The following is a 25,523-nucleotide window of genomic DNA, read 5'->3' as shown; positions in this document are numbered from 1 at the left end:
TTCCGTAGTTGTGCATTTTTTTATCCTACAGCCCTTTTCACAACGACTGTAACGGATATTTGATAGGCTCAAAGAGTCTCTAGCTGTTGTCCAGCCTATGACCGTTCCCGTTACAGTGCTCACTGGCTACTTGGGTGCCGGTAAAACCACACTCCTCAATCGCATTCTCACCCACGAACACGGCAAGAAGGTCGCTGTCATTGTCAACGAGTTTGGCGAAGTGGGCATTGATCATCAACTGGTGGTCAATACCGATGAAGAAATTTTCGAGATGAATAATGGCTGCATTTGCTGTACGGTGCGCGGCGACTTGATTCGCATTATTGGCAACCTGATGAAGCGGCGGCACAAGTTTGATCACCTTGTTATTGAAACCACGGGGCTTGCCGATCCCGCACCCGTCATTCAAACCTTCTTCATGGATGAGGACATCCGCAGCCAAACTCACCTAGATGCCGTGATTACCGTGGTGGATGCCAAGCACATTCACTACCACTGGCAAGCGGACGAAGCCCAAGAGCAAATTGCCTTTGCCGATGTGATTTTGCTCAATAAAACGGACTTGGTAAGCGAAGCAGACCTCGCCCAGTTGCGCGATCGCATTCATGCCATGAACCCCTTGGCCAAAGTGTATTACACCCAGCAGGCCGCCATCCCCATGGAGCACATCCTCGATGTGGGGGGCTTTGACCTTGAGCGGGCCCTCGAACTCGACCCAGACTTTCTTGGCGAAGATCACCATGAACACGATGAATCTGTGGGTTCTGTGGCCATTGTTGCTGAGGGCAAATTGGATGGCGCTAAGCTGCAAACGTGGCTGAGCCAGTTGCTGCAAACCCAAGGCCCCGATATTTTCCGCATGAAGGGGATTTTGCACCTCGCGGAGCAGCCCCAGCCCTTTGTTTTTCAGGGGGTGCATATGCTCTTTGATGGTCGTCCCCTCGATCGCCCCCTTGGCCATCAGCGCAATGAACTCATCTTTATTGGCCGTAACCTTGATGAGCACCAGCTCCGCCAAGCCTTTAGGGCGTGTCTGATTTAGAAGCTAAACGTGGTGCGGATCAACCCTTGGAAAATGGGGCTATTGGTGGCGCTATTGTTGGCATTGGTGATTGCCATAAACACAGGCGTGATTGTGATATTATCACTGAGGGGATAGCGGAAAAAGAGTTCATAGTTGGTTTGGGTAGCATCATTGATCCCGGGTGCTGATGCCAACGAGTTAATAAAGGGCTGACCCACCGCCGCTGCTAGCAATGATCCTTCCGCCAACAAGTCCCGATAGGCCAAACCCGCCATCCATGTTTGCGCGGTGGTTTTCACTTGGCCACCAGCGGGAATGACAAAGACCCCCGGATCCACAGTAAATGGCCCCAAGCCATTAATCGTTGCTCCATCGCCATAGAGTTTCATATCGGAGTAGGCATAGCGGCCAAAGAGGCCAAACTTACCGAGGGTGAGTTCCACATTGACACCGCCGGCATTCTGGGAAATGTTCAGGGTTGAGGAATTGGTATATTGCAGGCGCACCGCAAAGTTGTTCCGTTCATTGGCACCAAAGGCACGGGCAAACTCCAGTTCCACGGTTCCCTGATAGGGATCGCCAAAAAGACCTCCTCCCGTAGGGATACCCGTCGGTGCTCCCGCTTCAGCGGCCACATAAACACCGCGCAGCGTGAAGAATCCGCCTCCCGGATTCCATTCAATACTGACACCCGCCCCACCGGGATCATTGACGGCGTAGGGCACAATCAGCGGGTTGTTGATAAAGAAATTGGAACTAAAATCCCTGAAAGAATCGTTGGCGTAGCTATTGGTATCCACAATATCACTGGGATAAAATTGCGGCCCAACACCAATCGTTAAATCCTCTGTGGGCTTGAAGCTGTAGAAAAAACGGAAGAGATTGACGGTTGATTCAACCCCAGCATAATCCACAGAGCCACCCGCAATAGCACCACTGGTACCAATCCCCGTTGCCCCAAACGTATCTAACCCGTTGTTACCCACTTCGAGGGTCGTGGTCAGTAAATCCGTACCGCGAAAACTGGTATTGAGGTTAATCTCCACCTTGCTAATCACCGTCGGATTGTAGCTGCCCCCAGTAAATATATCTCCAGAAACCGGATCAAAGACTTGGCGAGTATTGCCACCGGCTTGAAAGGCCATCACGGCATCCACAGAGAGCTTGGTGGTTGTTGAAAATTGCGTGGCCTCCAGAGTAGCAGTACGGGCTTCGAGGTTGTCCACCCGTCCGCGTAGGGTCGCTAGTTCAGCGGCAAATTCCTCAGAGAGCCGTTGCAAAGTGGCTAAATCTTCCTTGGTGGCAAAGCGATCGCTCACAACATCGAGGCAGGCATTCAAGGCAGCAGCCATCTCAAACCGTGTTAGGGCACGGTTGCCCCGAAAGGTGCCATCGGGATAGCCAGCAATACAGCCGTATTTTTCGACAAGGGAAGCAAGGGCTTGATAGGCCCAATCGGTGGGGCGTACGTCAGACAGTTGGGAGACAGAGGTCACCTGTCCCATGCTGGCACCAGCGGGCATCTGAGGTTCAGCAACAGCGGCTGGACTGAGTAGTGCAAGGTGAATGGCACCCACCATGACCGTTGTTAGGGATTTTTCCATCACTGACCTCCTTACCTCACACCAAGACACTGCCCCGGGAATTCACCAAGGCTAAATGAGAATGATAACGATTATTATTCTATTTTCTCGGCCTGTCAACCGAAGCCACACTCAAGTTAGCATTGGGGTTATCGCTTTGCCTATCTCCCCCCGCCGCATCATGGGTGCCCTTCCCCAGCAACGTTGGCTCTTGCCACCAATTGATCCCGAGTCTTGTGACGCCTTGAGGCAGGCCTTGGGTTGTCCCGCATCACTGGCGGAAATTTATCTGCGGCGGGGTCTCACGACTCCCACAGCCGTCCGGGCGTTTCTTGAACCCGAAACCCTAGAGCTACCGCCTCCCAATACCGTCTTTCCTGACCTTGATTTAGCGGTGGAATTGTTGCAACGGGCGATCGCCCGCGGTGACAAAATGACCATTTGTGGCGATTACGATGCTGATGGCATGACCAGTACCGCTCTGCTGTTGCGTGCGCTGCGCCATCTAGGCGCCGACATTGACTATGAAATTCCCTCGCGGATGCAGGAAGGCTACGGCATCAATGAGCGGATTGTTCAAGACTGCTACGAGCGCGGTGTGAAACTGATTCTCACGGTGGACAACGGCATTGCTGCCCACCAGCCCATTCTCAAGGCACGGGAACTGGGACTGACGGTGATCGTGACGGATCACCACGATGTACCGGAGCAACTGCCCCCTGCCCATGCCATTCTCAATCCAAAACTGGTGCCGCCAGCATCCCCCTACCATACCCTCGCTGGGGTGGGAATGGCCTATACCCTTGCTCTGTCCCTAGCACAGCGACTGGGCAACTGGCGCGAACTGGTGCGACCCTTGCGAGAACTGTGTACCTTGGGCACGATTGCGGATCTGGCGCCCTTGACGGGAGTGAATCGCCGCTGGGTCAAGCAGGGGTTGCAAACAATTCCCACCTCTTCTCTTGTAGGGGTGCAAGCGCTGATGCGGGTGGCGGGTTGTTTGCCTGCTCAGGATGCTGCTCTCAAGCCGACGGTGGTGGGGTTTCGCTTGGGGCCGCGCATCAATGCCATTGGCCGCATTGGCGATCCCCAAGTGGTAATTGACCTGCTGACCACAGAAGATCCGCAGCGTGCTCTGGAATTGGCCACCCTCTGCGAGGCAACGAACCACCGCCGTCAGGAACTCTGTGCTGAAATTGAGAGACAGGCGATCGCCCACCTTGAAGAGACGGGCTTTGATCCCCGGCAGGAGTGGGTCTTAGTGATCGTCCAGCCCGACTGGCACCATGGGGTCATTGGCATTGTTGCCTCGCGGCTTGTGGAGCGCTACGGCGTACCGGTGTTTATTGGCACCTATGAAGATGAGACAACCATTCGCGGCTCAATTCGCAGTATTCCCGAATTCCATGTCTTTGAGGCCCTTGAAGCGACCAAGGATCTGCTCTTGAAATATGGCGGTCATAGGGCAGCCGGGGGGTTTAGCCTACGGGCGGAGCATTTAGCGACTTGGCGCGATCGCCTGCGAGCCTTTGCCCAAACCTGTCTCAAACCAGAGGATCTGCGTCCCCTTGTTACCCTTGATGCCGAAGTCTCCTTTGAGCAGCTGACGTGGGACTTTTACGCCCAAGTGGAGCAACTGCAACCCTTTGGCAGTGAGAATCCGCAGCCAATTTTCTGTAGTCGCGGGGTCAAGATTCTCGAACAAGCACCCATGGGTCAGCAGCGGGAACATCTGCAACTCACCCTAGAGCAGAATGGGCGGCAGATGACCGCTAAGGCTTGGCGCTGGGGACAATTTTTTCCGTTGCCCACCACGGTCGATATTGCCTATCACCTCACAGCCCACACTTGGAATGGCGAAACCCAGTTGGAACTCGAACTCAAGGGGGTCAAACTCTCACTGGCGTGGTACGTCCCTAATCCGCCCAGTCACCCGCTTCCCCATTGGCAACCCCTACCGCCTTTGACAACGCTCCTGCCGCAGTTGCGGGACAATGTCTTGCTCTATGGCTATGGCCGCCCTGAGGTCCCCCCAAACTTAACCACGGCAATCATTCACTACGATCGCCCCCGCGATCGCTGTCGCACCCTCATTCTCTGGTCACTGCCGCCCTCTGCCACCCACTTGCGTTGGCTCTTGGCCATTGCCCAACCAGAAATGGTCTATGTAGGGTGCCAACGACCGGCGATCGCTCCGCTGACAACCCTCATCCTCTCAATTCAAAATGACCTCAAAGAACAGACTAAGGTGAATCTTTTAGCCTTGAGTCAAACCTATTGGATTGCTCCCTGTACGCTTGTAGCGATCCTGCGCCATTTGAGCTATGGCTGCGAAGGATTTGCCCCCACCCTGAGCATTACCGCCGAACTGACACGATTGCAACGCTGGTATCAGCTGCAAGCCAAGGATTTGGCACGGCTAGCGCAAAGGTGGGGGACTTCCTAAGTCTTGAATAAAGAAATCGCCTACAAATTGCCGCGACGCACAGCCAATAGGAAGATAATTGCCGGCCCTGCAATGCCAATCATGGCAATCATGGTCAGTTGGGCAATCACCTCAAAGTTGATATTGCTAAGAAATTCAATAATGCCATTGAAAATTCCCATAGGTTCTCCCGAGCAATCAGCGGTTATCAGTTCGTGATTTTATTGTAGAGCAGGGGGGAGCACTCGCAGCATTTGGTTAATGAGGGCTTGAGCGTTCTTCTCTTATCCCTAAGCTAAACTGTAGGAGCAGAATTCTCGGAATATCGGTCGGTGATGGGCGTGGACAAACTAGCGGCCTTACGGGATCTCATTGGCGAACTCGATCGAGCCTTGATTGCCTACTCTGGTGGTATTGATAGTACGCTCGTGGCCAAGGTGGCTCAGGATGTCTTGGGCGATCGCGCAGTGGCGGTCACGGCGGTGTCCCCCTCATTATTTCCAGCGGATCTAGAGGATGCGCGTATTCAGGCAGCGACCATTGGCATTCGCCATGAGCTGATTGAAACCCATGAACTGGAGAACCCCAACTACGCCACTAACCCCGTCAATCGCTGCTACTTTTGCAAAAGTGAACTCCACGATCGCCTGCGGGAACTGGCTCAGGCGTGGGGCTATGACTATATTCTTGATGGCGTGAATGCCGATGATCTTCAAGACTATCGCCCCGGCATTGCTGCGGCCAAAGAGCGGGGGGTGCGATCGCCCCTTGCCGAGGTGGGGATTGGTAAACTCGAGGTGCGCGAAATTGCCAAATCCCTAGGGCTGCCGTGGTGGAATAAACCTGCCCAACCCTGTCTCAGTTCGCGTTTTCCCTACGGTGAGGAAATTACCCTTGCCAAGCTGCAACGGGTGGGCAATGCCGAATACTACCTGCGCAAGCAGGGCTGGGAACTGTGCCGCGTCCGCAGCCATGGCGATACGGCGCGCATTGAGGTGCCCCAAGAGCAGATTGCCCACTTTGTGACGATGACGGATCTGGAGAAGCTGGTAAACCACTTTCAGTCCCTTGGCTTTACCTATGTCACGTTGGATCTAGAGGGCTTTCGCAGTGGCAAACTCAACGCGGTGATTGGGCGCGATCGCTAACGCGGTTGTAGGGACTGAGACTCTGGAGAATTTCCCGGCCATAGCTGCGCTCCGTGAGCCGCCGATCCAAAATCGCCACCAGCGTTTCATCCTGACGCACAGGGGCAAGGGCACGATCCAGCACCGTCAAGCACTCTGGCAAGAGATACTGGCGAAACCAATCCTGTTTTTGCTGCTTGTGCCATTCAATGCGGGCACTTACCACCGCTTTTTCTGGCGAGGGCAAGGGCAACGTCGTTAAGACGAATAGCGCTGGGCAGGGCAACTGCGCCCCATGACGCAGCCAAAAGGTCTCCCCCGTCACTAAAATCGTGTTCGTGTCAAGGTTGGGGGTCTCCACCTGTACCCGTGAACCGTAGAGGGCAGCCAATTGGGTGGCCAACTGTTCCCGTAGGGGCACATCGCTGACAAGGATCACCGCCCGCCGATGGCCGATCGTGCCAATGAGATCGTAGAGACGCCGCAGGACGGCTGGGGCAAATTCTGGGGTGTTAGGGAGAGGTAAGTCTTCAGCAATTGAGAGCGTAATCGCTTCACTGTGGCGATCGCCAGCAAATTTAATCGTGGTTTGGGGAGGAATGCCCAATTCCTGTTGCACATAGGCCAAGGGCGGGTCAGTCTCCGGACCGCTACCGATCAGAACAAAGGGAGCTTGTGACCAAATGCCTTGAAAATAGGGACGCAAATTCAGGGGGTGCCCTTGAAGCGTAAAGTAGCCCACCGTCGGGTGGCGGCGTCCCCAAATTGCCGTGTCACTGCGGTTGAGGTATTCACGCAGTTGTGACCATTGGGGAGGCAACCCCTGCGGCCATTGATTGAGTAGCTCAAGGAGCGGTTGTTGTTCCGTTGGCGTCAGCAGGTAATCGCCATAGGGGTTGTGGGGCCGTTGCAAGAGATGCTGCACCAACTGGGCATAGACTTGGCGAATGGCATCAACTGCACCGGGAAGAGCCAGTTTCAAATGCTCCCAATCGCTGGTGGTAATGGTGCAGGTCATCTGCTGCTGGGCAATTTGGGGCAAGGCTTCAATGCCATCAATGATCGTGACAACGTTGGGATAGACGGTGGTGTGGCGACACCAGTCCTCGAGGCTCATTACAAGCACCCCCTCAAAGGCTGGCTGCGGGTACTGGCTATGCTGAATCGGTTTCGCAACCGCAAGGAAGGTGAGGAGTTCAGGAATTTTTTGGTGCAGTAGTCGTGTCAGTCGCTCTTGGGGGACGACAAGCAGGGCAGGTTCAGGATACAACAGCAGCGGCAGCAGATAACTCAGGCCATAGCGATGGTGCAACACTGCCCGCTGAGTGACTTGAAGTAAACACCCCCGCTGCAGCCGTAGGGCACGGGCAACCAGCCGCGCCAAGGTGAGATGGTGAGGCCACCAGCGATCGCCACTGCTGCGTAAAAATGCCCGTAATTGGCGGTGAACCTCTGCCTCAATCACAATCTGCTCGCTGTGGAACAACAATCCCCTATTGTGGCACGTTAGCCCTGATCCGGTCGTTGTTTGCATCGCTGTTCGAGGGCAGTGCGGGCTTCCTCGCGATCGTCGAAGTGAACTTTTTCAGTCCCCAGAATTTGGTAGTCCTCATGGCCTTTGCCGGCAATGATCACGCCATCACCCGGCGCTGCGCTCAGAATGGCTTGCAGAATCGCTTGACGGCGATCGGCCTCAACAATCAGCGGCGTTTGTGGTGGGATACCAGCAAGGATGTCATCAAGAATGCGGCGGGGATCCTCGGTGCGCGGGTTATCGGATGTCACCACCACTTGATCCGCAAGGCGAGCGGCAATGGTTCCCATCTGGGGACGCTTGGTACGATCGCGATCGCCGCCACAGCCAAAGACACAGATCAGCTTACCGGGAATAAAGGGACGGGCAGCTTTTAACAAGTTCTCAAGGCTATCGGGGGTATGGGCATAATCCACAAGAACCGTAATCTCTTGGTCTGGGCTAATGCGCACCTGCTCCATCCGCCCCGGTACCCCCGCAAAGTCACGAATGGCCTTCAGCATCGATTCTAGGGGGAGTCCCACCGCTGCCCCCATGGCGATCGCGGCCAGCACATTGGCCACATTAAACTGTCCCACCAAAGGCGAGTCTAGGGTGCCGCTACCGATAGGGGTATGAACCGTGCCCGTCACGCCATTGACACGATAGGTGAGATGCTCAGCCCGAAAATCAGCATTCTCGCTGAGGCCATAGGTCCAGTAGCGATCGCGCGGCAACTGTTGAGCCAGTCGCTGGCCAAAGGGATCATCGCCATTGAGAATTGCTCGACCCTTAAGATAGTCAGCAGTAAAGAGCTTGGCCTTAGCGGCAAAATAATCCTCCAGATCGCGGTGATAATCCAGATGATCTTGGGTCAAGTTGGTAAAAGCTGCCACCTCAAACTGGCAACCCCACACCCGATCCTGCGCTAAGGCATGGGAACTCACCTCCATGACCGCAAACCGACAGCCCGCTGCGACTGCTGCCGCCAATTGTTCCTGAAGGGTCACCGCAAAGGGCGTGGTATGACTGGCAATCTCACAGTGTCCCGGCCAACGACTATAGAGCGTGCCTAGGAGTGCCGTTGGGTAGCCCACATGATTGAGGAGATGCTCCACCAAGTGAGTCGTCGTTGTTTTGCCATTGGTGCCTGTGACCCCCAAGAGGCTGAGATGTTGGCTGGGATAACCATAAAAGGCAGCTGCAAGTCGGCCACAGGCGCGTTCGATATCGGGTACGACAATCACACAGGCATCTCCCTCACGGGGTTTGGCTTGCGGAGACACCACTGCCGCGATCGCCCCAGCTACCAAGGCACTTGGCCAAAAATTGCCCCCATCCACCCGCGTACCGGGCATACCAATAAACAAAGAGCCACGCTGACACTCCCAAGAATTCGTACTCAGGGACTTCACCTCTTGATCGAGGGCAGGATGTTCAAAACTCGGCGTAATCGCTGCCGCCGTCAGGAGTTCCCGTAGGTTCATGGCTGTGCATCTCCAGTGATAGGCCGTTTAGGGTATTGTGGCACTACGGCACTCGCCGGTGAAAGATACGGAAATGAACGACCCCACTGTATGGATGAGGAATTCTGTGAGAGGAGATAAAGCCTAGGCACGTACCAGTTTGTGAAGTGTCTTGAGTTGTACTGAAAGCGCATGGACCCTAGCGGATTGGCGTAATTGCTCAACACAGCAGGTGACGGGAGTTACAGGCTGTCCCCCTAGCATCCTGTGACAATTTTTGTCCAAAGCTTGCCTTTTGTTAAAATTCCGATAATCTAGTTCATAAAAATCCAAATAACAAGATGTCATCAAGGTGTGGGTGTTGGGTGATGAGTGAGTGGCACAAAGTAGAGTGGAACATGGATGATCAAGAATGGCACGCGATCGCCAATTCTCGCCGCCAGATTGAAACCTCTTGGCACAGGACAGTTTACCGCGTTCAGGTTCCCTCCAGAACCGCCTCGAAACCCTTAGACGCGATCACCATGCCAGCAGTTTCCCATCCGCGTTCGATTCAACCCATTGGCATTCAACCGTGGCAAGCCGAATTCACCAAAGAACGCTTTGCCTCCCGTTCGCGAATCCCCCTCAAACGGTCACAAGTGGAACTGCCGCAATTTGCTAGCCGTCGTTAGAGCACTCCTGTTTCTCTCAGCTTACGAGGTCTATAAATTATGTGTGGCATTGTTGGTTATATTGGCCCACAGCGAGCAGCCCAAGTCCTGCTTCAGGGGCTGCAAAAGCTGGAATATCGAGGCTATGATTCCGCTGGCATTGCCACACTCAATGAGGGCGAACTCCTCTGTGTGCGCGCCAAGGGCAAACTCCACAACTTGGCTGAGAAGGTCGAACAGCTGGACATGATTGCCCATGTTGGCATTGGCCACACCCGTTGGGCGACCCACGGTAAACCAGAGGAACACAATGCCCACCCTCATCGCGACAGTCGCGATCGCCTAGCCGTGGTGCAAAATGGCATCATTGAAAACTACCGTGAACTGCGGGAGCAACTCCAAGCGCGGGGGCACATTTTCCGCTCCGAGACCGATACAGAAGTCATTCCCCACCTGATTGCCGAAGCGTTGCCTGAGACCCCCACCGCCAATGGCCTCCTAGAAGCAGTACGCCAAGCGGTTCATCAACTGGAAGGGGCGTTTGCGATCGCCGTTATTTGTGCGGATTATCCCGATGAATTGATCGTGGCCCGGCAGCAAGCCCCTCTTGTCATTGGCTTTGGCCAAGGGGAATTCTTCTGCGCCTCCGATACCCCAGCGATCATTCCCTATACCCGTGCTGTATTGCCGCTGGAAAATAGCGAACTGGCTCGGTTGACGCCCACAGGGGTTGAAGTCTATGACTTTGCGGGACATCGCCTACGCAAAACCCCTCGCACCCTCAACTGGAACCCCGTCATGGTGGAAAAGCAGGGCTTTAAGCACTACATGCTCAAGGAAATCTATGAGCAGCCGGGGGTGGTGCGCACCTGTTTAGAGGACTATTTGCGAGCCGATTGGGATGAGAACAGTTCCTGTAGCCCGGTGCAGTTGCACCTAGACCCCAGCCTCCTCGAAAATCTGCAGCACATTCAAATTGTTGCCTGTGGCACCAGTTGGCACGCTGGCCTTGTGGGCAAATATCTTCTTGAGCAAATCGCCCAGATTCCCACCAGTGTGCAATATGCCTCAGAGTTTCGCTATGCGCCCCCACCCCTGCTACCCCATACCCTCACCATTGGCGTCACCCAGTCAGGGGAAACAGCCGACACCCTTGCCGCCCTAGAGATGGAGCTAAAACGCCGCCAAGGACTTACGGGCGCTCTCCAACCTCGTTTGCTGGGGATTACCAATCGCCCAGAAAGTAGTCTTGGGCATCTGGTGCCCCACATTATTGATACCCGTGCCGGTATTGAAATTGGCGTAGCTGCTACAAAAACCTTTGTGGCTCAACTCATGGCCTTCTATTTGCTGACCTTGGAGTTGGCATGGCAGCGTCAGTCTTGCGATCGCTCCCGCTTGGCGGAACTCGTCACTGGCTTGCGCCAATTGCCTGCCCAGATGGAGCAAATCTTAGAGAGCCAAGAACGCTATATTGAAGCTCTCTCCCATGACTTTTCCGAGACCCAAGACTTTATCTTTTTGGGACGGGGCATCAACTTTCCCATTGCCCTCGAAGGTGCCCTCAAACTCAAGGAAATTAGCTATATTCATGCCGAGGGGTATCCTGCGGGTGAGATGAAACATGGCCCGATCGCCCTGCTCGATGCCAAAGTACCGGTGGTCACGATCGCCATGCCTGGCAGTGTCTTTGAGAAAGTCCTCTCCAATGCCCAAGAAGCCCGTGCCCGCGATGCCCGCCTCATTGGTGTTACCCCCCTTGACGAAGCCGAAGCCCAGCACACCTTCGATAACCTTTTACCTGTACCCGAGGTCGATGAGCTTCTCTCCCCCATCCTGACGGTGATCCCCCTGCAACTGTTGGCGTATCACATTGCTGCCCGCCGTGGCTTAGATGTCGATCAACCCCGCAACCTCGCCAAGTCAGTAACTGTTGAATAACCTTGTATTGCACCGACGGCAATGTCAATAACTAATAAAAGACCCCATAGCAAAACTTGTGGTCTTGCCCCTACGGGGTACTTAATTTTTGAGCGATAATAATGACGAAATTAACTAAAAGATTAAGTCAAGTTCAGTAAGTTATCTTCTTCGTGGGTTGAGATCACACAATCGGACGTGGGATAGGCTGCACACAGGAGCACAAATCCAGCATCCAACTCCTTAGGCTTCAAAAAGGAGTGATCCGACTGATCCACCGTGCCTTTGATGATCCGACCAGCACAGTTGACGCAGGCACCGGCGCGGCAGGAGTAGGGCAAAGCAATACCTTGGGCTTCGGCAGCATCAAGAATGTACTCGTCGGCATGAACACGAATGGTTTTATTCAAGCCTTTTGCTTCATTGACCAGTGTGACATTATAAACTTTGCTATGATCCCGCTTTGTCATTCAAGCTCTCCTAAAACTTGCTTTTGAAATGCCTGTCTGTTTGTCCGCTTAACCCATGGCTTTAGAGCGATCGCAACCCCACAGGCAGTTGTAGAACGCATTCTATATTGCTTTCATTTTAGCAAAGAGACTCAGGGGAACGACTGTTATACGGAATTGTTTATACTTTGAAACTATTTATCAAAGCAATGCAGGATCTGGGTTGAGCTAGTGGCGGGTTTGAGTGGCAGGTGGTGTACCCTGCGGTTGACTGGGGGAGAAGCCCGATCGCCAGACGGCTCCTGCGATAATGGCAACAACCACCAGGGCGATTGCCCCTAGACCCACGAGGCTGGTTTTTGAGCCTTGGCTCTCTTTTTCATGGACGGTTTCTTTGTTGTTCCCCTGCGGCTCCCTGTCGCTCTCACTGGCCAAGGTCTCTTTTGCGGGTTCGGCTTCAGGATGTAACTGCGTGGCTGCCGCTGCCACCAATTCACGGCTCGGGGTTCGCCGCAGTTCGCCACTTAGCTCCATACCCACAAGGGTTTCCTTGGCACCCCGCAGATCGGATTTAATGCTTTGGAAGGCAATGGATTGCAGATATTGGCTGAACTCGGTATCCGCCATCGAGAGCATGAGATAGGAAGCCTTGGCTTTACGACCAAAGAGAATCACATCGCCGTGCTGCAATTCATGGCTACTGATGCGCTTGCCATTGACAAAGGTGCCGTTGGTACTGGGCTTACCATTGGCATTGCCATCCACCAAACGATAGCGATAGCTGGTGGTACCGGGGACAGGTACCCGCAGGAGAATAGCGTGCTGGCGGGAAACGGTTTCAAAGTCAATAACAATGGCATTACTCTCATCGCGCCCAAGGGAGTAGGCCGCTGCCTCAAGGGCGATCGCCCGCCGGCCACCCACGGTATTCAAAATTAAGACGTGACGTTCCTGTTGCAGGCTATTCATTATCTCTATCCCCCGTGTTTCAACAGCCCTCAAGAACTCATCCCCTCTGCAAATCTGAACACTCCCCGCCTTCAGCTTGAGTTAGGGCAGGAGCAACGTTACAAAACGTGACACTTCAACAAGTGGTCTAGACTGTGTGCTTACTTCTACCTTTGCCTGTTTCACCTAGGGCTGCTGTGATATTGATCACATTGAAGAGGGTTTTTAGGGAGCGCCACAAATCGTAACAAGTCGTTATCCTCAACCCCACTGCCAGAAGAACAGCCTAAAATTAATTTGGTTACTGTGGATTCAATGGTGCTTGGAGTTTATTCCTATGGCCACGGATTTTAATCGCGGCATTATGAAGTTTGATGGTGCCGACAGCCCAGCGATGATCGCGATTTCTGCCGTTTTGATTCTTGGCTTTATTGCGGCACTCATTTGGTGGGCACTCCACACGGCCTACGCCTAAGGGAGCGATCGCTCCAGATGGATCGTGTGCTCGGTGAGGGCTTCAAAGGTTGCATCGTGGCTAATCACAAAAAGTTGATGAAAACTTCTGAGATTGCTCAGGCTCTCGGCCAGTTGTTGGCGGCGCACCTGATCCATATTGGTGGTCGGCTCATCAAAGAAGGCAATGTCGGTGTTGACCAGTACCCGCAACAAGGCTAAGCGCACCGCAAGGGCAGCACACATTTGCTCACCGCCGGAGAGGCTTTTGAAGGGTCGCCAGTAGCCGCCTTCATTCACCTGAATCTCATAGTCCGATGTCCACTGGAGCGCCACATCGGGACGGTTGAGAAGTTCGCGCAGCAGGCGATCGGCTTCGCTGGAAACGGTGTGCAGATAGGCTTCACTGACGCGGGGGCCACTCTTTTTGAAAATCTCGCGGGCCGTCTCAATCAGAGAGTGGTGTTTTTGTGCCGCTACGAGCTTTTGCAGTGTCTTTTCCTGTTCGGTGGCGACTTCATCAAGATGCTTGAGGGTGGCAAGGCAGGTTTGGTACTGCTTTTCTTTTTCAGGAATCGCACCAAGGAGCCGTTGATACTCGCGGTGTAGGTTTTCGTAGCGATCGCGCACGGCCTCCAGAGCGGCTAAATCGACCCCTTGCTCTTGGGCGTTGTACTCTGCTTGGGCTTTGGCAAGGGCAGCTTTTAACTCATGGGCGGCTTGCATAGCTGTTTTCAGGGCCGCTTCATAGCTTTCTACTTGGGCGGCCTGCTGCTGGTGTTGGAGATAGGTATCATAGCTGGGACGTAGTCTAGCTAGCTCATCCCTCAGCTGTTGCCGCTGTTCCTCAAGGGTGGCATAGTGTTGGCGTTCCTCATAAAGGGGGGTGAGGCGAGCTTGTAGGCTGGCCTGTTCGCTGCCCAAACGTGCGTAGTCGGCTTCCAGTTGGGGGGCTGCTGCCTGCTGCTCCAGTAACAGTTGGCGCTGGGCATGGGGTTGGCCAAGGTTGGCGCGTTCTTCCCGTAACTCGTTCAAGCGGCGTTCTAAATCAGTGAGTTCTTTGCTTAGGGGTTCTACGGTGTGCTGGCGATCGCTCAACTGCTTAAGCTCTGCTGCCAAACGGCTGCGTTCCTCCTCAAGGGCTTGGGCTTGCAAGAGGGATCGTTCTCCGGCGGCAGCACGGGCAATGTCAGTTTCTAACTGTTTTAACGTTTGGTTGAGGGCAGGAATAGCGGCAGGATCCGTGAGGGTTTGTCGCAGTGCCGTGAGTTGATCCAAAAGCCAACGGTAGTTCTCCTGCAGCTGTTGGAGTGCCGTTAGCCCCTGTTCAATGGCAGGGCGAACTAGAGCAAATTGCTGAGCGGCAGTGAGTTCGGCGATCGCTGCCGCTACAAGGGGATCCGTTTCCGTGGCTTGGGTTTGCGCTCTCTTGAGAATGGGATCGAGGGTAGCAGCAAAGGCATGGGCGGCGGTGGCGTGGCTGAGTTGGGCTTGGAGTCGCTCCCGTTCTGCCTGTTTAGCGCTCAAGGTGGCGGCTATGGGACGCTGTTGCTCTAGGGCTTGCACCTGTTGCGCAATTTCCTCAAGGCGGGCTTGCAACGTTGCCGCTTGTTGCTTGAGGTGGCGCAGTTCTTGATCCGCCTGCTGGGCTTGTTGGTAGCGCGCCTCAAGGGGGGCAATTTCGGCATCGAGGGCGTCGGCAGCAGCAATTTGGGGTTCAAGGGCCGCGAGTTGGCTGGCAATGGTGGCGATCGCTTGACGTTGGCTTTCAATACTGGCCAATTGGGTAGCCAGCTTGTGTTGCTGTTGCTCTAGCTTGCGGATGTTCTGCTCAAGGGCAGCTCGTCCCCGCAGTTGCTGCTCGAGTTCTTGGTAGCGGCTCTCCTGCTGCCGATAGCGATCGTAGTCGGCTTGCAATTGCTGGCACTGGGCTTGGCTGTTGCGAGCTGCGGCCAACTGGCGCTGGCGATCGCGACACAGTTCCTCCTGCTGATGGAGTTGGGCTTCGAGGCGCTGACAGGTTTGCGCAAGACGGTTCAGGGTTTCAACGGCAGCTTCATATTGCTGTTTTTCAGTGGCTAAGGCCTGACATTGTTGGTGTAATTCCTCGCACTGCTGGCGATCGCGCTCTAGCTCCGCTGCCAAGGCGGTTGCCTGTTGTTCGTATTGCGATCGCGTGGCCAGTTCTTGTTTTTGCACCGCCAACTGCCGCTCTAGGGACACCACCTGCTCTTGGGAAAAATTCACGAGGGCAAGGGCATTGTCAAAGGCTTGGCGATAGTCACTGACTTGCAAAATCGGTTCAAAAACTTGCCGCCGCTGGGCGGGTGGCTTGAGAAAATCCGCCGTGATCATCCCTTGGGGAATGCCAATGATCTGCTCAAAGAGATCCTTGAGGGGAAAGGCACTGCGGATACCAAGGTGCTCCCGCAACCATGCTTGGACATCTTCACGCAGTGATAGCCCCAGTTCTCCCACTTGGGGGTCAAAAATCGCGTACCCCATTTGCGTATTGCGCCGTACCACATAGGAGCGACCATCCACCGCTGAGATAAACTGCACCGTGGCTTCGGCACGTTTAGCGCCCTTGCGAATAATGACCTTATTAAAGCCACTGCCATACCCCGACGTAGCATCAAAGAGCACCCAAGCAATGGCTTCAAAAATACTGGTTTTGCCCGCACCATTCTCGCCACAGATGACATTCACACCGGGCAGAAACTCAAACGTACGATCGCGGTGGGTCTTAAAGTTTTTTAGGGTTAGTCGCTGAATTTCCACTGTCCGTCTCCAAAGGCTGGGGCAGTTGATAGAACAATAGATCAGACAATAAGTGAGAGACCAGAAGCTAGCTACCCTCGCTCAGCCAAGTGTGAAGTTCCTGAAGAATATTGCTTGTCGGCAGGTGTTCTGCATTGATAAAACAATCCATACTTTTACAAAAGTTTACTTGGTCTTAAGTCTTTTTGAAAAAGTTGCCATTGGCGAGTGACTTTCCCTAGGCTGGATCTATAGTAATGTCCTTGTTTTTCGGCAAGCTTAGTCTCCGCACTCGATGCTCCTAGCTCTAGGCACCCTACGCTTGGAGAAATGCCTAATTTATCTTATCAAGCGTATTTCTAGTGCCTAGGGTTAGGAATGCCTTGCACCGCTATTTTCTCCAGAGGCAGTTGAGTTGAAAGCTACAGCATTTCACCACGAGAGGATTTGACCTGTGGATTTATTACATAAGCAGATTCTGGTTCTGAGTAACAAAATTGATGCCCTCTACCAGATCGTTGAACAACTCAACCAAAAGGTTTCTAAGGCCCTAGAGGAGGGGCGGCTCAAGCCTCTGCCCGTAACTTCCACTGAGCAGAATCCCCTGCCCAAACCTCGCCCCTTGGTGAGTACCCCAGAGCACAAGGATATTCTGGTGGATGATGACTATAGCCAAACACGCAACCTCAGTAGCGATCGCCCCCTGAGTCCAGAGATTCAAATTCAACGGCTCACGGCACAACTCACGGCGGCCTACAACCAGATTGCTGCTCTGGAGGAACAGTTGCTCTCCCACCACATCCACAGCCACTGAGATACCACAAGTCAGATCCCAAGGTGAGCCAGCACCTGCTGTCGCCATTGGGCGTTCTGGTGGCGATCGCTCCTAAATTCCAAAAGCCGTATTTTTGGCCAAGGGGCAAGGGAAAGTTGGGTTTGCACATCCGCCCAATCCTGTAAGCAGTGATAGGGAATACCGTAGGCCGCTGCAAGATGGGCAAAATTGACCGCTTGGGGGGTGGCAAAAAAGCTCTCAAAGGGTGGATCAAACCGCCGAATCGGTAGATGCTCAAAAATACCACCGCCGTTGTTATTGATCAGCAGTACGGTTAGACACCCTTGAAACTGGGGCGTGATCAGCCAGCCATTGGTATCGTGCAAGCAGGCCAAATCCCCCGTGATCAAGAGGGTGGGCTGACCGCGATGGGCAACCCCAAGGGCACTAGATAATGTGCCATCAATGCCGTTGGCGCCTCGATTAAAGTAAAAACGATGGTGGCGATCGCTCGCCCGCCAAACACTCTCAACATCGCGCACGGGCATACTACTGGCCACAAAAATCGCCGTTTGCGATGGCAACCACTGCGGCAGATGGTAAATCAGCTTGGCCTCACAGAACCAATCAATGGCCTCCAAGGTTCGCTTCAGTTGCTCATGTACTCGTTGATCGTGGTCTTGCCAGTCCTTGAGGTAGGGGTTGGGGGGCAGGGGGTCGGGGGGGCAGTCCAGATCTTGGGGGGCGATCGCCAGCGTCTGACAGCGGCCATGGAGGGGATTGTTGTTATCGCCCGTGGGGTCAAGGCACCAGATCAGCGGATCGCAGGCACTGAGCCACTCCCGCAGGGCTTTACTGGTGGGTAGCGGCCCTAGTTGAATCACTGCTTCAGGACGCAAGGATTCCCGTAGGTGGCCATTTCGCAGCAGCAGATCGTAATGGGTAATGCCGTGGGGCAGTCCCCGTGCGTAGGAGAGGGCATCGGCAAGCACTGGCCACTGCAGAAACCGACTCAGGCGATCAATCGCGGCCGCTTCCGCCAAAGGCTCCACCCCATGACTGGGTCCTGCAATAATCAACCCCCGCTGCATCTGTTGCCATGTTTGCCAAGGGAGAGCGGTGACAACCCGAGGCGGCACAAAGGGCTGCACCTGATCAAAGAAGTTTTCAGGAAGTGCCCTATGAAAATTGGCCTCAGAGCGTAGGTCAAGGGGATCCCGTAGAGGAATATTCAAATGTACTGGGCCTGGATCTGGCCAGAGGGCAGTTTGCCAGCTATGGCAGAGGGTTTGCCGCAGGTAGGGCAGCAAAGCAAGTTCCGGCAGACTTAGTTCGCGATAGTGACGTACGGCATGACCATAGAGATGCACCTGATCAATGGCTTGTCCCGCTTGGCAAAAGCGCAATTCGGGGGGGCGATCGGCGGTCAGCACAATTAACGGTAAATGACTAAGGCTTGCTTCAATAATCGCGGGATAGAAATTGGCCGCAGCAGTACCTGAAGTGCAGACAAGGGCAACGGGTCGTCCCTGCTGTTGGACAAGGCCAAGGGCAAAAAAAGCTGCCGAGCGTTCGTCAAGAATCGGCAGGGCCTCAAGATGGGGATGGGCAGCAGCCGCGATCGCCAATGGTCCCGAACGTGATCCCGGCGAGAGAACGACTGTCCGCAGTCCTAAGCGATAGAGGGTTTCAAAGAGGACGCTCGCCCAGAGGACATTGAGATTTTCAGTGAGAATCATTCATCAATCCAGAAGTGCTATCCTAGCCGAAGTGGCTGAGCCATAGGCCACCCATAGAATAGGGTGCTAAATCCAGTTTGAGCCTATTTTGAGACTTTGAAAGAGCATCCCAGAGTCTTTGCAATACGCCAAAATGCAGGTTCTTCAAGGAGTTGAGTGTTAAGCGGGCAGCGGGAATCGAACCCGCGTCTCTAGCTTGGAAGGCTAGGGTTTTACCATTAAACCATGCCCGCAGTCCCAAGGAATACTACATTAGCACGACCCTTGGGGCGATCGCAAAGGGCAAGCCTAGGGAATCGTTGCCATCTTCACATCGTTGCGATCCAAGATGCTTTGGAGTTCCTCCGCATCGATTGTTTCTTTTTCAATCAGCACTTGGGCAATTTGGTCAAGGACGTGGCGGTTGTTCACCAAGACCTCTTTGGCACGACGATAGGCTTGCTCGACGAGATTGCGCACTTCGTCATCAATGGTGGCAGCCGTTTCCTCGGAAAAGTCCCGTTCTGCCATAATGTCGCGGCCAAGGAAGACATTCCCGGTTTGCCGTCCCAAGGCCACAGGTCCTAGGCGATCGCTCATGCCAAAGCGGGTAACCATTTGGCGAGCCACCCGTGCCACCTGTTGCAGGTCGTTTGAGGCACCGGTTGTCACCTCCTCTTCACCAAAGACAATTTCTTCCGCAATGCGACCCCCAAGGGCAACGGCCATTTGGTTTTGCAGGTAGGCACGGCTATAGAGACCCGAATCCATCTGATCCTCGTTGGGAGTAAACCAAGTCAGACCACCTGCCCGCCCCCGGGGAATGATGCTCACTTTTTGAACGGGATCGTAGTCGGGCATCAGGGCACCGACAAGGGCATGACCCGCCTCATGGTAGGCGACTAACTTCTTGCGGCGATCGCTCATGACACGGTCTTTTTTCTCAGGCCCAGCGAGGACGCGATCGATGGCATCGTTAATCTCATCCATGGAGATTTCAGTCAGGTTGCGGCGAGCCGCCAGAATGGCCGCTTCATTGAGTAGGTTCGAGAGATCCGCACCGGTAAAGCCGGGGGTACGGCGGGCAATTTTATCGAGATCTACATCCTTAGCGAGGGTTTTGCCACGGGCATGAACCTTGAGAATATCGAGGCGACCTTTGTAATCCGGACGATCCACCACCACTTGACGGTCAAAACGCCCCGGACGCAATAGTGCTGCATCCAAAACATCCGGACGGTTCGTTGCAGCAATAATAATGATGCCCGTATTCCCCTCAAAGCCATCCATTTCCGTCAGCAGTTGGTTGAGGGTTTGCTCCCGTTCATCATTGCCCCCCCCCAGACCAGCACCGCGCTGGCGACCGACGGCATCAATCTCATCAATGAAGACAATACAAGGGGCATTGGCTTTGGCTTGTTCAAAGAGGTCGCGCACCCGTGAGGCACCTACCCCAACGAACATTTCCACAAACTCAGAACCGGAAATTGAGAAGAAGGGAACGCCCGCTTCACCAGCCACTGCCCGCGCAAGCAGGGTTTTACCCGTTCCGGGAGGCCCGACAAGGAGAACCCCCTTGGGAATTTTGGCGCCCACTTCGGTAAAGCGATCGGCGTACTTGAGGAATTCCACCACTTCACCCAGTTCCAGCTTGGCCTGATCAATGCCAGCCACATCATTAAAGGTCACTTGGGTTTGGGGTTCCATCTGTACCCGTGCCCGGGACTTGCCAAAGTTCATTGCTTGGTTGCCCGGACCTACTTGGGCACGCCGCAGTAGGAAAAAGAGCAGTACCAGCAAACCAATGGGAACCAGTAAGCTGCTCAGGGCGCGGAACCAGAAGCCATCGTTGCTTTGGGGCAAGACGGCGATGTCCACATTGTTGCTAATGAGAATGTCCAACAGTTCAGGATCGTTGGGAAGATTGACCAGCACCCGCGTGCCATCTTGGGTAATCGCTTGAGCTTGCGAGCGGTCGGGGGTAATACTGACTTTGGTGATTTGCTGATTTTCGACCTGTTGGATGAACTCACTGTAGGGCCATGTCTGTTTGGTCGTGGGTTGGCGATCAAAGAAGGCAGTGGCCAAGGCCAGCACCACGATTGCAAGAAGAACGTATAAACCTGCGTTTCGCCATTGTTTATTCACCGATCGCCATCCTCCGCTAGGAAAAGTGAAAAGTCTTTACATAAGTTCATACTAACGCATTCTTTCGCAACCCTAGGTGAGCAGTCCCGTGGTTAAGATCATCAATATCCATGATAAGCCGTCAGAAAATGCTCGATTTAGAGACCTGCTACCGGGTACTGGAGTTGGAGCCGGGGGCAACCCTCGAGGAAATTAACCGAGCTTATCGGGATTTGGTGTTTATTTGGCATCCCGATCGCATCCCGAAGGACAACACACGGCTAATCGAGAAGGCACAAGAGAAAATTAAGCAGTTTAATGAAGCGCGGGATCAACTGCGGCAGCATATTGCCCGACACGGCAGCCAAACCTCCCAGCGGGCTGCTAGCCAGCGGCAAACCTATCATTCCTCGCCGCCACCCCCACGCTATCAATCCAATCCCTACACCTATCGCAGCTATCATGCGCCCCGTGAGCCGCAGCAAACGACCCACCAGACCTATAGCCAACACCACAACCACACCTACAGCACCTATCAGCGCCAACGCACAGCCGCGCCCCCGCCCCCAGAGCCACCCCGCACGACGCCTCCCCACAAGGATATGTCAGGGGTGAATTTACAGGGAGCCAACCTGAGTGAAAAGGATCTTGAGGGGCGCAATCTCAGCCATGCCAATCTCAGCTATGCCGATCTCAGTGATGCCTTTTTGCACCGCGTGATTCTCCACCGTGCTAACCTGCGCCACGCCAATCTCTTTCGCGCCAATTTGCTGCAAGCAGATCTCAGCTATGCCGACCTGCAAGAGGCTAATCTCATTGGTGCTGACTTGAGTGGGGCTGATCTGCGGGGTGCCGATTTACGGGGAGCAAAGATGAGCCAAGGCAATCGCCTCCTAGTGAAACTGACCGGGGCACGCCTCACGGGAGCGATTATGCCCGATGGGCACGTCCACACCTAAGCTTGAATCACACCCTTAGAACTGGGAATTTGCTGACTGCGGCGCGGGTCAATGGCGATCGCCATGCGTAGGGCACGGGCAAAGGCTTTGAATGTCGCTTCAATAATGTGGTGGGAATTAATGCCATCCAATTGGCGAATATGCAGCGTCATGCGGCTATGGTTCACCAAAGCAACGAAAAACTCCCGCACCAGTTGCGTATCATAGGTGCCCACCCGCTGCGTGGGAATCTGCAACCCATAGCTAAGGTGGGGACGCCCCGAGAAGTCTAGGGCAACTTCCACCAAACTTTCATCAAGGGGCGCCACAAAGTGACCAAAACGATGAATCCCCCGGCGATCGCCCAAGGCTTGATCGAGTGCCATCCCCAAGGTAATGCCCACATCCTCATTGGTGTGGTGGTCGTCAATATGGGTGTCGCCTGTGGCCTGCACCCGCAAATCCACAAGGCCGTGGGAGCAAAGCTGATCCAGCATGTGATCGAGAAAGGGAATCCCCGTGTGATTGTCCGCTCGACCATTGCCATCGAGAACCAGTTCAACGTGAACGCTAGTTTCTTTGGTCTGGCGATCGACCGTGGCTTGGCGCAACCGAGGCGCGTGGCCATTACTGAGGAGAGAGTCGTTCATGAAGCGTTACTGACGGGGTTGGGGATTGGCAGAGGTGGCTGGCGGTGGACTCGCCGCAGGCGTCCCGGAAGGAATTGCCCCCGTACGCGGAAAGGGCACATCCACAAAACCTAATTCTAGCAATTGCTGATAGGCCTTTTGTCCCAGTTCACGGGTGGGGTTTTGGCTGCGGATAATTTCTACCAAAAGGGGCACGGCAAGCTCAGGTTGGTTATTAGCGCGATAGACCAAAGCCAGTTGAAAAGTCGCTTGATCGCGCAGTTGTGCTGCTTCTAGGGCACGGCGACGGTTGCTATCGGCAGCGGCAGTATCAATCCCCAAAAAGCTAGAGTTGAGGGACTGGTAAAAGTTCGAGAGTTGGTTCATCACCGTACGGGCTTCTAAGAGCTTGCGAGCGGCGACGGCATAATTTTGGCTATTGACTGCGGCGGCAGCCTCATCCATCAAGCGCTTGCCCCCCTCAAGGGTATAGATTGAAGAGCTGGGTGGGGGTGTGGGATTCACAATCTGGACATTGGGGCTAGAAGATTGATTCTGAGCAAACACCGCCCGCGGGAGTACCCCCAGTAGTAACACTCCGAGGAGCAGCGATGATCTTGAGCAGTGAGCAAATGTATTCAGGGGCATGGTGCGAAGCCTTTACTAAGATAGAGGCAGTCAAGCGGACAATCAACATCGCGTATCTTACCACCAAGTAATGACAGCCCGTGCAGGATCCTAAGTTCCAATTTTCCTCAAGACTGAGGCCGTGGCCATGGTAAATCCCACCCCTCAGGGGACAACTGTCTATGATGCCATTCGGGAACGGCGCCGCCAATTGCAAAGTAAACGCCGCTGGCGGCAACTGGCAGGGCTTTGGCGTACCAGTGTCCTTTTGACCTTAACAGGGGGACTGGTTTGGGGACTGACGCTGCCGGACTGGATGATCCGCCGCCCGGAGCAAGTGGTGATTCGCGGCAATCAACTGCTGAAAACGGAAGCGTTGCAGGCACAATTGCCCCTTGAGTATCCGGAGTCACTGCTGCGTTTGCGGCCCCAAGAGATCATTCATGCCCTAGAAACGACGCTGCCTCTGCAACGGGTGACGATCGCCCGCCAACTCTTTCCGCCGACACTGATTGTCGAAGTCCAAGAACGCAAGCCTGTCGCAGTCGCCACCTGCAATCAATGCTGGGTAATGAGTGCAACCGGGCAGCTGCAAGGGCCTGCCAGTCGTTGGTTAGTGGATGGCCTCGGATTTGTTGCCCCGCTGAGTAGCTATCAAGCCAGTGCCGTGAAGCCAATGCCCACACTCCAATTGCAGGGGTATTTTGTACCCGTTAAGGATGCACCGCGCCCGCAAACATTGGCTGTGGATGGCGATCGCCAGCAGCAGTGGCAGCAAATTCACCAGATTCTCCAGCAGCAGGATTTACCGATTACGGGTTTAGATTGGCGCAATGAACAGAATCTAATTGTCCAAACCCCCCTCGCGCCGGTTCACCTTGGGGTGGTGCAGTGGCATAGTCCCACATTGAAGAAACAACTCAGTGCCCTAGCCAGCCTCAAGCAGTTACCTCAGTACTTGGATCCCCGCCAAATGGTCTTTATTGACTTGGTAAACCCCGATGAACCCTTGGTGCAACTGCGGCAGCAGCCGACACAGCAACCCCTTCCCCGCAGTCATTAGGGCGCAAGGGCACGGCATAATAGAACGGTTAGCTTGGAGTGGCTGGTCAATGAAACCCCTGAAGTTCGGCACAAGATTGCCCCGATTTCTGCCACAGTTGGTGATGGTGCTCGGTGTGCTTCTGCTGGTGAGTTGCGCGTCACTCTCCTCAGTGGCTGACACCAGTTCAATTCCAGGAGCACAAAGCCCAACCCCTATGGCCAATTTACCTCGACTCAATGGCGATGCAACGGTTGTACTGACAGTCAACGATCGCCCGATTACGATTCAAGTGAAGGGAGATGCTGCCCCGATTACCGCTGGCAATTTTGTGGATTTAGTGCAGCGGGGAGTCTATGATGGCACGATTTTTCACCGTGTGATCCGTGAACCCCGACCCTTTGTGGTTCAAGGCGGGGATCCCCAGAGCAAAGACCCCACTGTGTCGCCGCAACTCTACGGCACGGGTTCATTCATTGACCCCGCGACCAATCGCCCCCGCTACATTCCCCTAGAAATTCTCGGTCAGGGCAGTGATACCCCCACCTACAGCCAAGCGGGCAAAGTCTCACCCGTCCTGAAGCATACGCGCGGTGCGGTGGCCATGGCGCGATCGCAACTCCCCGATTCGGCCTCAGCCCAGTTTTATATTGCCCTTGATCAACTGGATTTTCTGGATGGCAATTATGCCGTCTTTGGCTATGTCACCGATGGTATGGACGTGGTGGACAGGATCCAACAGGGCGATCGCCTGCAATCCGCTAAGGTTGTGGCCGGTTTAGAAAATTTACAGCAGCCATAGCAGAACGCCGCCGAAAGCGTTGCCGCAGGGTGGGTAACAGCCGCAAACACAGGGCGTAGGTGAGGAGTCCGGCAATCACGCCCACCCAAACACTGCCAAAAATCAGAATCGTTGCCATTTGCCCCCCCTGTTCGAGGAGCTTTTCCCAAGATTGCCACTCACCAAAAGATAGGGCAGGCTGCCCCATCAGCCACCAACCCACCTGAAAGTTAAACCAAAACAGGGGGACATAGGTGAAGGGATTGCTCACCCAAGTGGCAAGGGCAGCCAAGGGCTTGTTGCCGCGCACAAGGAGGGCCACCGTGACGGCAATAAGTATTTGCCCCCCAAACAGGGGCAGCATACCAGCAAAGACCCCTGCCCCAAGGCCACGGGCAATACTCTCAGTGCTACTGTGGGAGCGCATCAAGCGCAAATAGTGATAGCGGAGCGATCGTCGCCAAGAAGGGAGCCAACGGGGCTGTCGAGAAGGCTGAGGAAAAGACAACCGCATCATAGGTGAGCGTCGAGAGGGTTCAAAGGTTGGAAGAATGGGCAAATGATG

22 protein-coding genes and 1 tRNA gene are annotated in these 25,523 nt (G+C 54.4%); 10 read left to right on the top strand and 13 right to left on the bottom strand.

Features of this window, described 5'->3' with window-relative positions:
- Window positions 1-97: 97 nt before the first annotated feature.
- Window positions 98-1,042: a GTP-binding protein gene (locus tag RHP47_RS07770; RefSeq protein WP_310840152.1), complete on the top strand. Its 945-nt coding sequence runs from the start codon at window positions 98-100 to the stop codon at window positions 1,040-1,042.
- Here the strand turns inward: RHP47_RS07770 and RHP47_RS07765 are convergent.
- A complete protein-coding gene (locus RHP47_RS07765; protein ID WP_310840151.1) occupies window positions 1,039-2,628 on the bottom strand; it encodes an iron uptake porin in 1,590 nt (529 codons plus the stop codon). The two genes, RHP47_RS07770 and RHP47_RS07765, sit on opposite strands and share 4 nt — an antisense overlap.
- A 160-nt stretch (window positions 2,629-2,788) precedes the next feature.
- Here RHP47_RS07765 and recJ point away from each other — a divergent pair, with 160 nt between their 5' ends.
- Complete coding sequence (gene recJ, locus RHP47_RS07760) at window positions 2,789-5,053, top strand: single-stranded-DNA-specific exonuclease RecJ (protein WP_399381618.1); 2,265 nt, start codon at window positions 2,789-2,791, stop codon at window positions 5,051-5,053.
- 20 nt (window positions 5,054-5,073) lie between these two features.
- Here recJ and psb30 read toward each other — a convergent pair whose 3' ends face one another.
- Window positions 5,074-5,214 (bottom strand): photosystem II reaction center protein Ycf12/Psb30, encoded by a 141-nt coding sequence (gene psb30 / locus RHP47_RS07755; RefSeq protein WP_149819710.1) that lies wholly within the window; start codon window positions 5,212-5,214, stop codon window positions 5,074-5,076.
- A 153-nt stretch (window positions 5,215-5,367) separates the two neighbouring features.
- On the opposite strand from psb30, the gene larE reads away from it, so the two are divergent.
- Entirely contained in the window at window positions 5,368-6,180 is an 813-nt protein-coding gene (gene larE / locus RHP47_RS07750) for an ATP-dependent sacrificial sulfur transferase LarE (RefSeq protein ID WP_190278327.1), read from the top strand.
- Here the strand turns inward: larE and RHP47_RS07745 are convergent.
- Window positions 6,152-7,693, bottom strand: a complete 1,542-nt coding sequence (locus RHP47_RS07745; RefSeq protein WP_310840149.1) for a helicase C-terminal domain-containing protein — start codon at window positions 7,691-7,693, stop codon at window positions 6,152-6,154. The genes larE and RHP47_RS07745 overlap by 29 nt on opposite strands.
- Window positions 7,666-9,159: a UDP-N-acetylmuramoyl-L-alanyl-D-glutamate--2,6-diaminopimelate ligase gene (locus tag RHP47_RS07740; RefSeq protein WP_149819706.1), complete on the bottom strand. Its 1,494-nt coding sequence runs from the start codon at window positions 9,157-9,159 to the stop codon at window positions 7,666-7,668. Before RHP47_RS07740 ends, RHP47_RS07745 begins: the two co-directional genes overlap by 28 nt.
- Window positions 9,160-9,506: 347 nt before the next feature.
- On the opposite strand from RHP47_RS07740, the gene RHP47_RS07735 reads away from it, so the two are divergent.
- Together RHP47_RS07735 and glmS are read left to right on the top strand one after the other, a co-directional pair.
- Window positions 9,507-9,812, top strand: coding sequence for a hypothetical protein (locus RHP47_RS07735; RefSeq protein ID WP_190278022.1), 306 nt, complete (start codon window positions 9,507-9,509; stop codon window positions 9,810-9,812).
- A 39-nt stretch (window positions 9,813-9,851) separates the two neighbouring features.
- On the top strand, window positions 9,852-11,732 hold the full coding sequence (gene glmS / locus RHP47_RS07730) for a glutamine--fructose-6-phosphate transaminase (isomerizing) (protein ID WP_310840147.1): 1,881 nt from the start codon (window positions 9,852-9,854) through the stop codon (window positions 11,730-11,732).
- A gap of 122 nt (window positions 11,733-11,854) precedes the next feature.
- Here glmS and RHP47_RS07725 read toward each other — a convergent pair whose 3' ends face one another.
- Both RHP47_RS07725 and RHP47_RS07720 read right to left on the bottom strand, forming a co-directional pair.
- Window positions 11,855-12,181, bottom strand: a complete 327-nt coding sequence (locus RHP47_RS07725; protein WP_149819700.1) for a 2Fe-2S iron-sulfur cluster-binding protein — start codon at window positions 12,179-12,181, stop codon at window positions 11,855-11,857.
- A 207-nt stretch (window positions 12,182-12,388) separates the two neighbouring features.
- Window positions 12,389-13,129 (bottom strand): FHA domain-containing protein, encoded by a 741-nt coding sequence (locus RHP47_RS07720; protein WP_149819698.1) that lies wholly within the window; start codon window positions 13,127-13,129, stop codon window positions 12,389-12,391.
- A gap of 316 nt (window positions 13,130-13,445) precedes the next feature.
- Here RHP47_RS07720 and RHP47_RS07715 point away from each other — a divergent pair, with 316 nt between their 5' ends.
- On the top strand, window positions 13,446-13,583 hold the full coding sequence (locus tag RHP47_RS07715) for a hypothetical protein (protein ID WP_024125599.1): 138 nt from the start codon (window positions 13,446-13,448) through the stop codon (window positions 13,581-13,583).
- Here RHP47_RS07715 and RHP47_RS07710 read toward each other — a convergent pair.
- Window positions 13,580-16,342: an SMC family ATPase gene (locus RHP47_RS07710; RefSeq protein WP_310840145.1), complete on the bottom strand. Its 2,763-nt coding sequence runs from the start codon at window positions 16,340-16,342 to the stop codon at window positions 13,580-13,582. The two genes, RHP47_RS07715 and RHP47_RS07710, sit on opposite strands and share 4 nt — an antisense overlap.
- A 433-nt stretch (window positions 16,343-16,775) precedes the next feature.
- On the opposite strand from RHP47_RS07710, the gene RHP47_RS07705 reads away from it, so the two are divergent.
- Entirely contained in the window at window positions 16,776-17,135 is a 360-nt protein-coding gene (locus RHP47_RS07705; protein ID WP_286625218.1) for a hypothetical protein, read from the top strand.
- Window positions 17,136-17,146: 11 nt separating this feature from the next.
- Here the strand turns inward: RHP47_RS07705 and menD are convergent, their stop codons facing one another.
- From menD to ftsH3, 3 genes are all read right to left on the bottom strand, one after another.
- Complete coding sequence (menD, locus tag RHP47_RS07700; protein ID WP_310840144.1) at window positions 17,147-18,835, bottom strand: 2-succinyl-5-enolpyruvyl-6-hydroxy-3-cyclohexene-1-carboxylic-acid synthase; 1,689 nt, start codon at window positions 18,833-18,835, stop codon at window positions 17,147-17,149.
- Between the two features lie 162 nt (window positions 18,836-18,997).
- Window positions 18,998-19,068: transfer RNA gene (locus RHP47_RS07695), tRNA-Gly, on the bottom strand.
- 55 nt (window positions 19,069-19,123) lie between these two features.
- Window positions 19,124-20,962: an ATP-dependent zinc metalloprotease FtsH3 gene (gene ftsH3, locus RHP47_RS07690; protein ID WP_310840142.1), complete on the bottom strand. Its 1,839-nt coding sequence runs from the start codon at window positions 20,960-20,962 to the stop codon at window positions 19,124-19,126.
- 128 nt (window positions 20,963-21,090) lie between these two features.
- Here ftsH3 and RHP47_RS07685 point away from each other — a divergent pair, with 128 nt between their 5' ends.
- Entirely contained in the window at window positions 21,091-21,900 is an 810-nt protein-coding gene (locus RHP47_RS07685; RefSeq protein WP_310840141.1) for a pentapeptide repeat-containing protein, read from the top strand.
- Here RHP47_RS07685 and hisB read toward each other — a convergent pair.
- Window positions 21,897-22,529 (bottom strand): imidazoleglycerol-phosphate dehydratase HisB, encoded by a 633-nt coding sequence (gene hisB / locus RHP47_RS07680; RefSeq protein ID WP_310840140.1) that lies wholly within the window; start codon window positions 22,527-22,529, stop codon window positions 21,897-21,899. The genes RHP47_RS07685 and hisB overlap by 4 nt on opposite strands.
- A gap of 6 nt (window positions 22,530-22,535) precedes the next feature.
- Window positions 22,536-23,156 carry a hypothetical protein gene (locus RHP47_RS07675; protein ID WP_206200315.1) on the bottom strand — a complete coding sequence of 207 codons (621 nt, stop codon included), beginning with the start codon at window positions 23,154-23,156 and terminating at the stop codon, window positions 22,536-22,538.
- 127 nt (window positions 23,157-23,283) lie between these two features.
- On the opposite strand from RHP47_RS07675, the gene RHP47_RS07670 reads away from it, so the two are divergent.
- Window positions 23,284-24,198 carry an FtsQ-type POTRA domain-containing protein gene (locus RHP47_RS07670; RefSeq protein WP_310840139.1) on the top strand — a complete coding sequence of 305 codons (915 nt, stop codon included), beginning with the start codon at window positions 23,284-23,286 and terminating at the stop codon, window positions 24,196-24,198.
- Between the two features lie 49 nt (window positions 24,199-24,247).
- Complete coding sequence (locus RHP47_RS07665; RefSeq protein WP_310840138.1) at window positions 24,248-24,979, top strand: peptidylprolyl isomerase; 732 nt, start codon at window positions 24,248-24,250, stop codon at window positions 24,977-24,979.
- Here the strand turns inward: RHP47_RS07665 and RHP47_RS07660 are convergent.
- Window positions 24,939-25,475, bottom strand: coding sequence for a DUF2062 domain-containing protein (locus RHP47_RS07660; protein WP_310840137.1), 537 nt, complete (start codon window positions 25,473-25,475; stop codon window positions 24,939-24,941). The two genes, RHP47_RS07665 and RHP47_RS07660, sit on opposite strands and share 41 nt — an antisense overlap.
- Window positions 25,476-25,523 lie beyond the last annotated feature (48 nt).

The sequence above is a fragment of the Thermosynechococcus sp. QKsg1 genome, from assembly GCF_031586415.1.
Classification (GTDB): Bacteria; Cyanobacteriota; Cyanobacteriia; order Thermosynechococcales; family Thermosynechococcaceae; genus Thermosynechococcus.
This window is presented reverse-complemented; position numbering and strand designations above follow the sequence as displayed.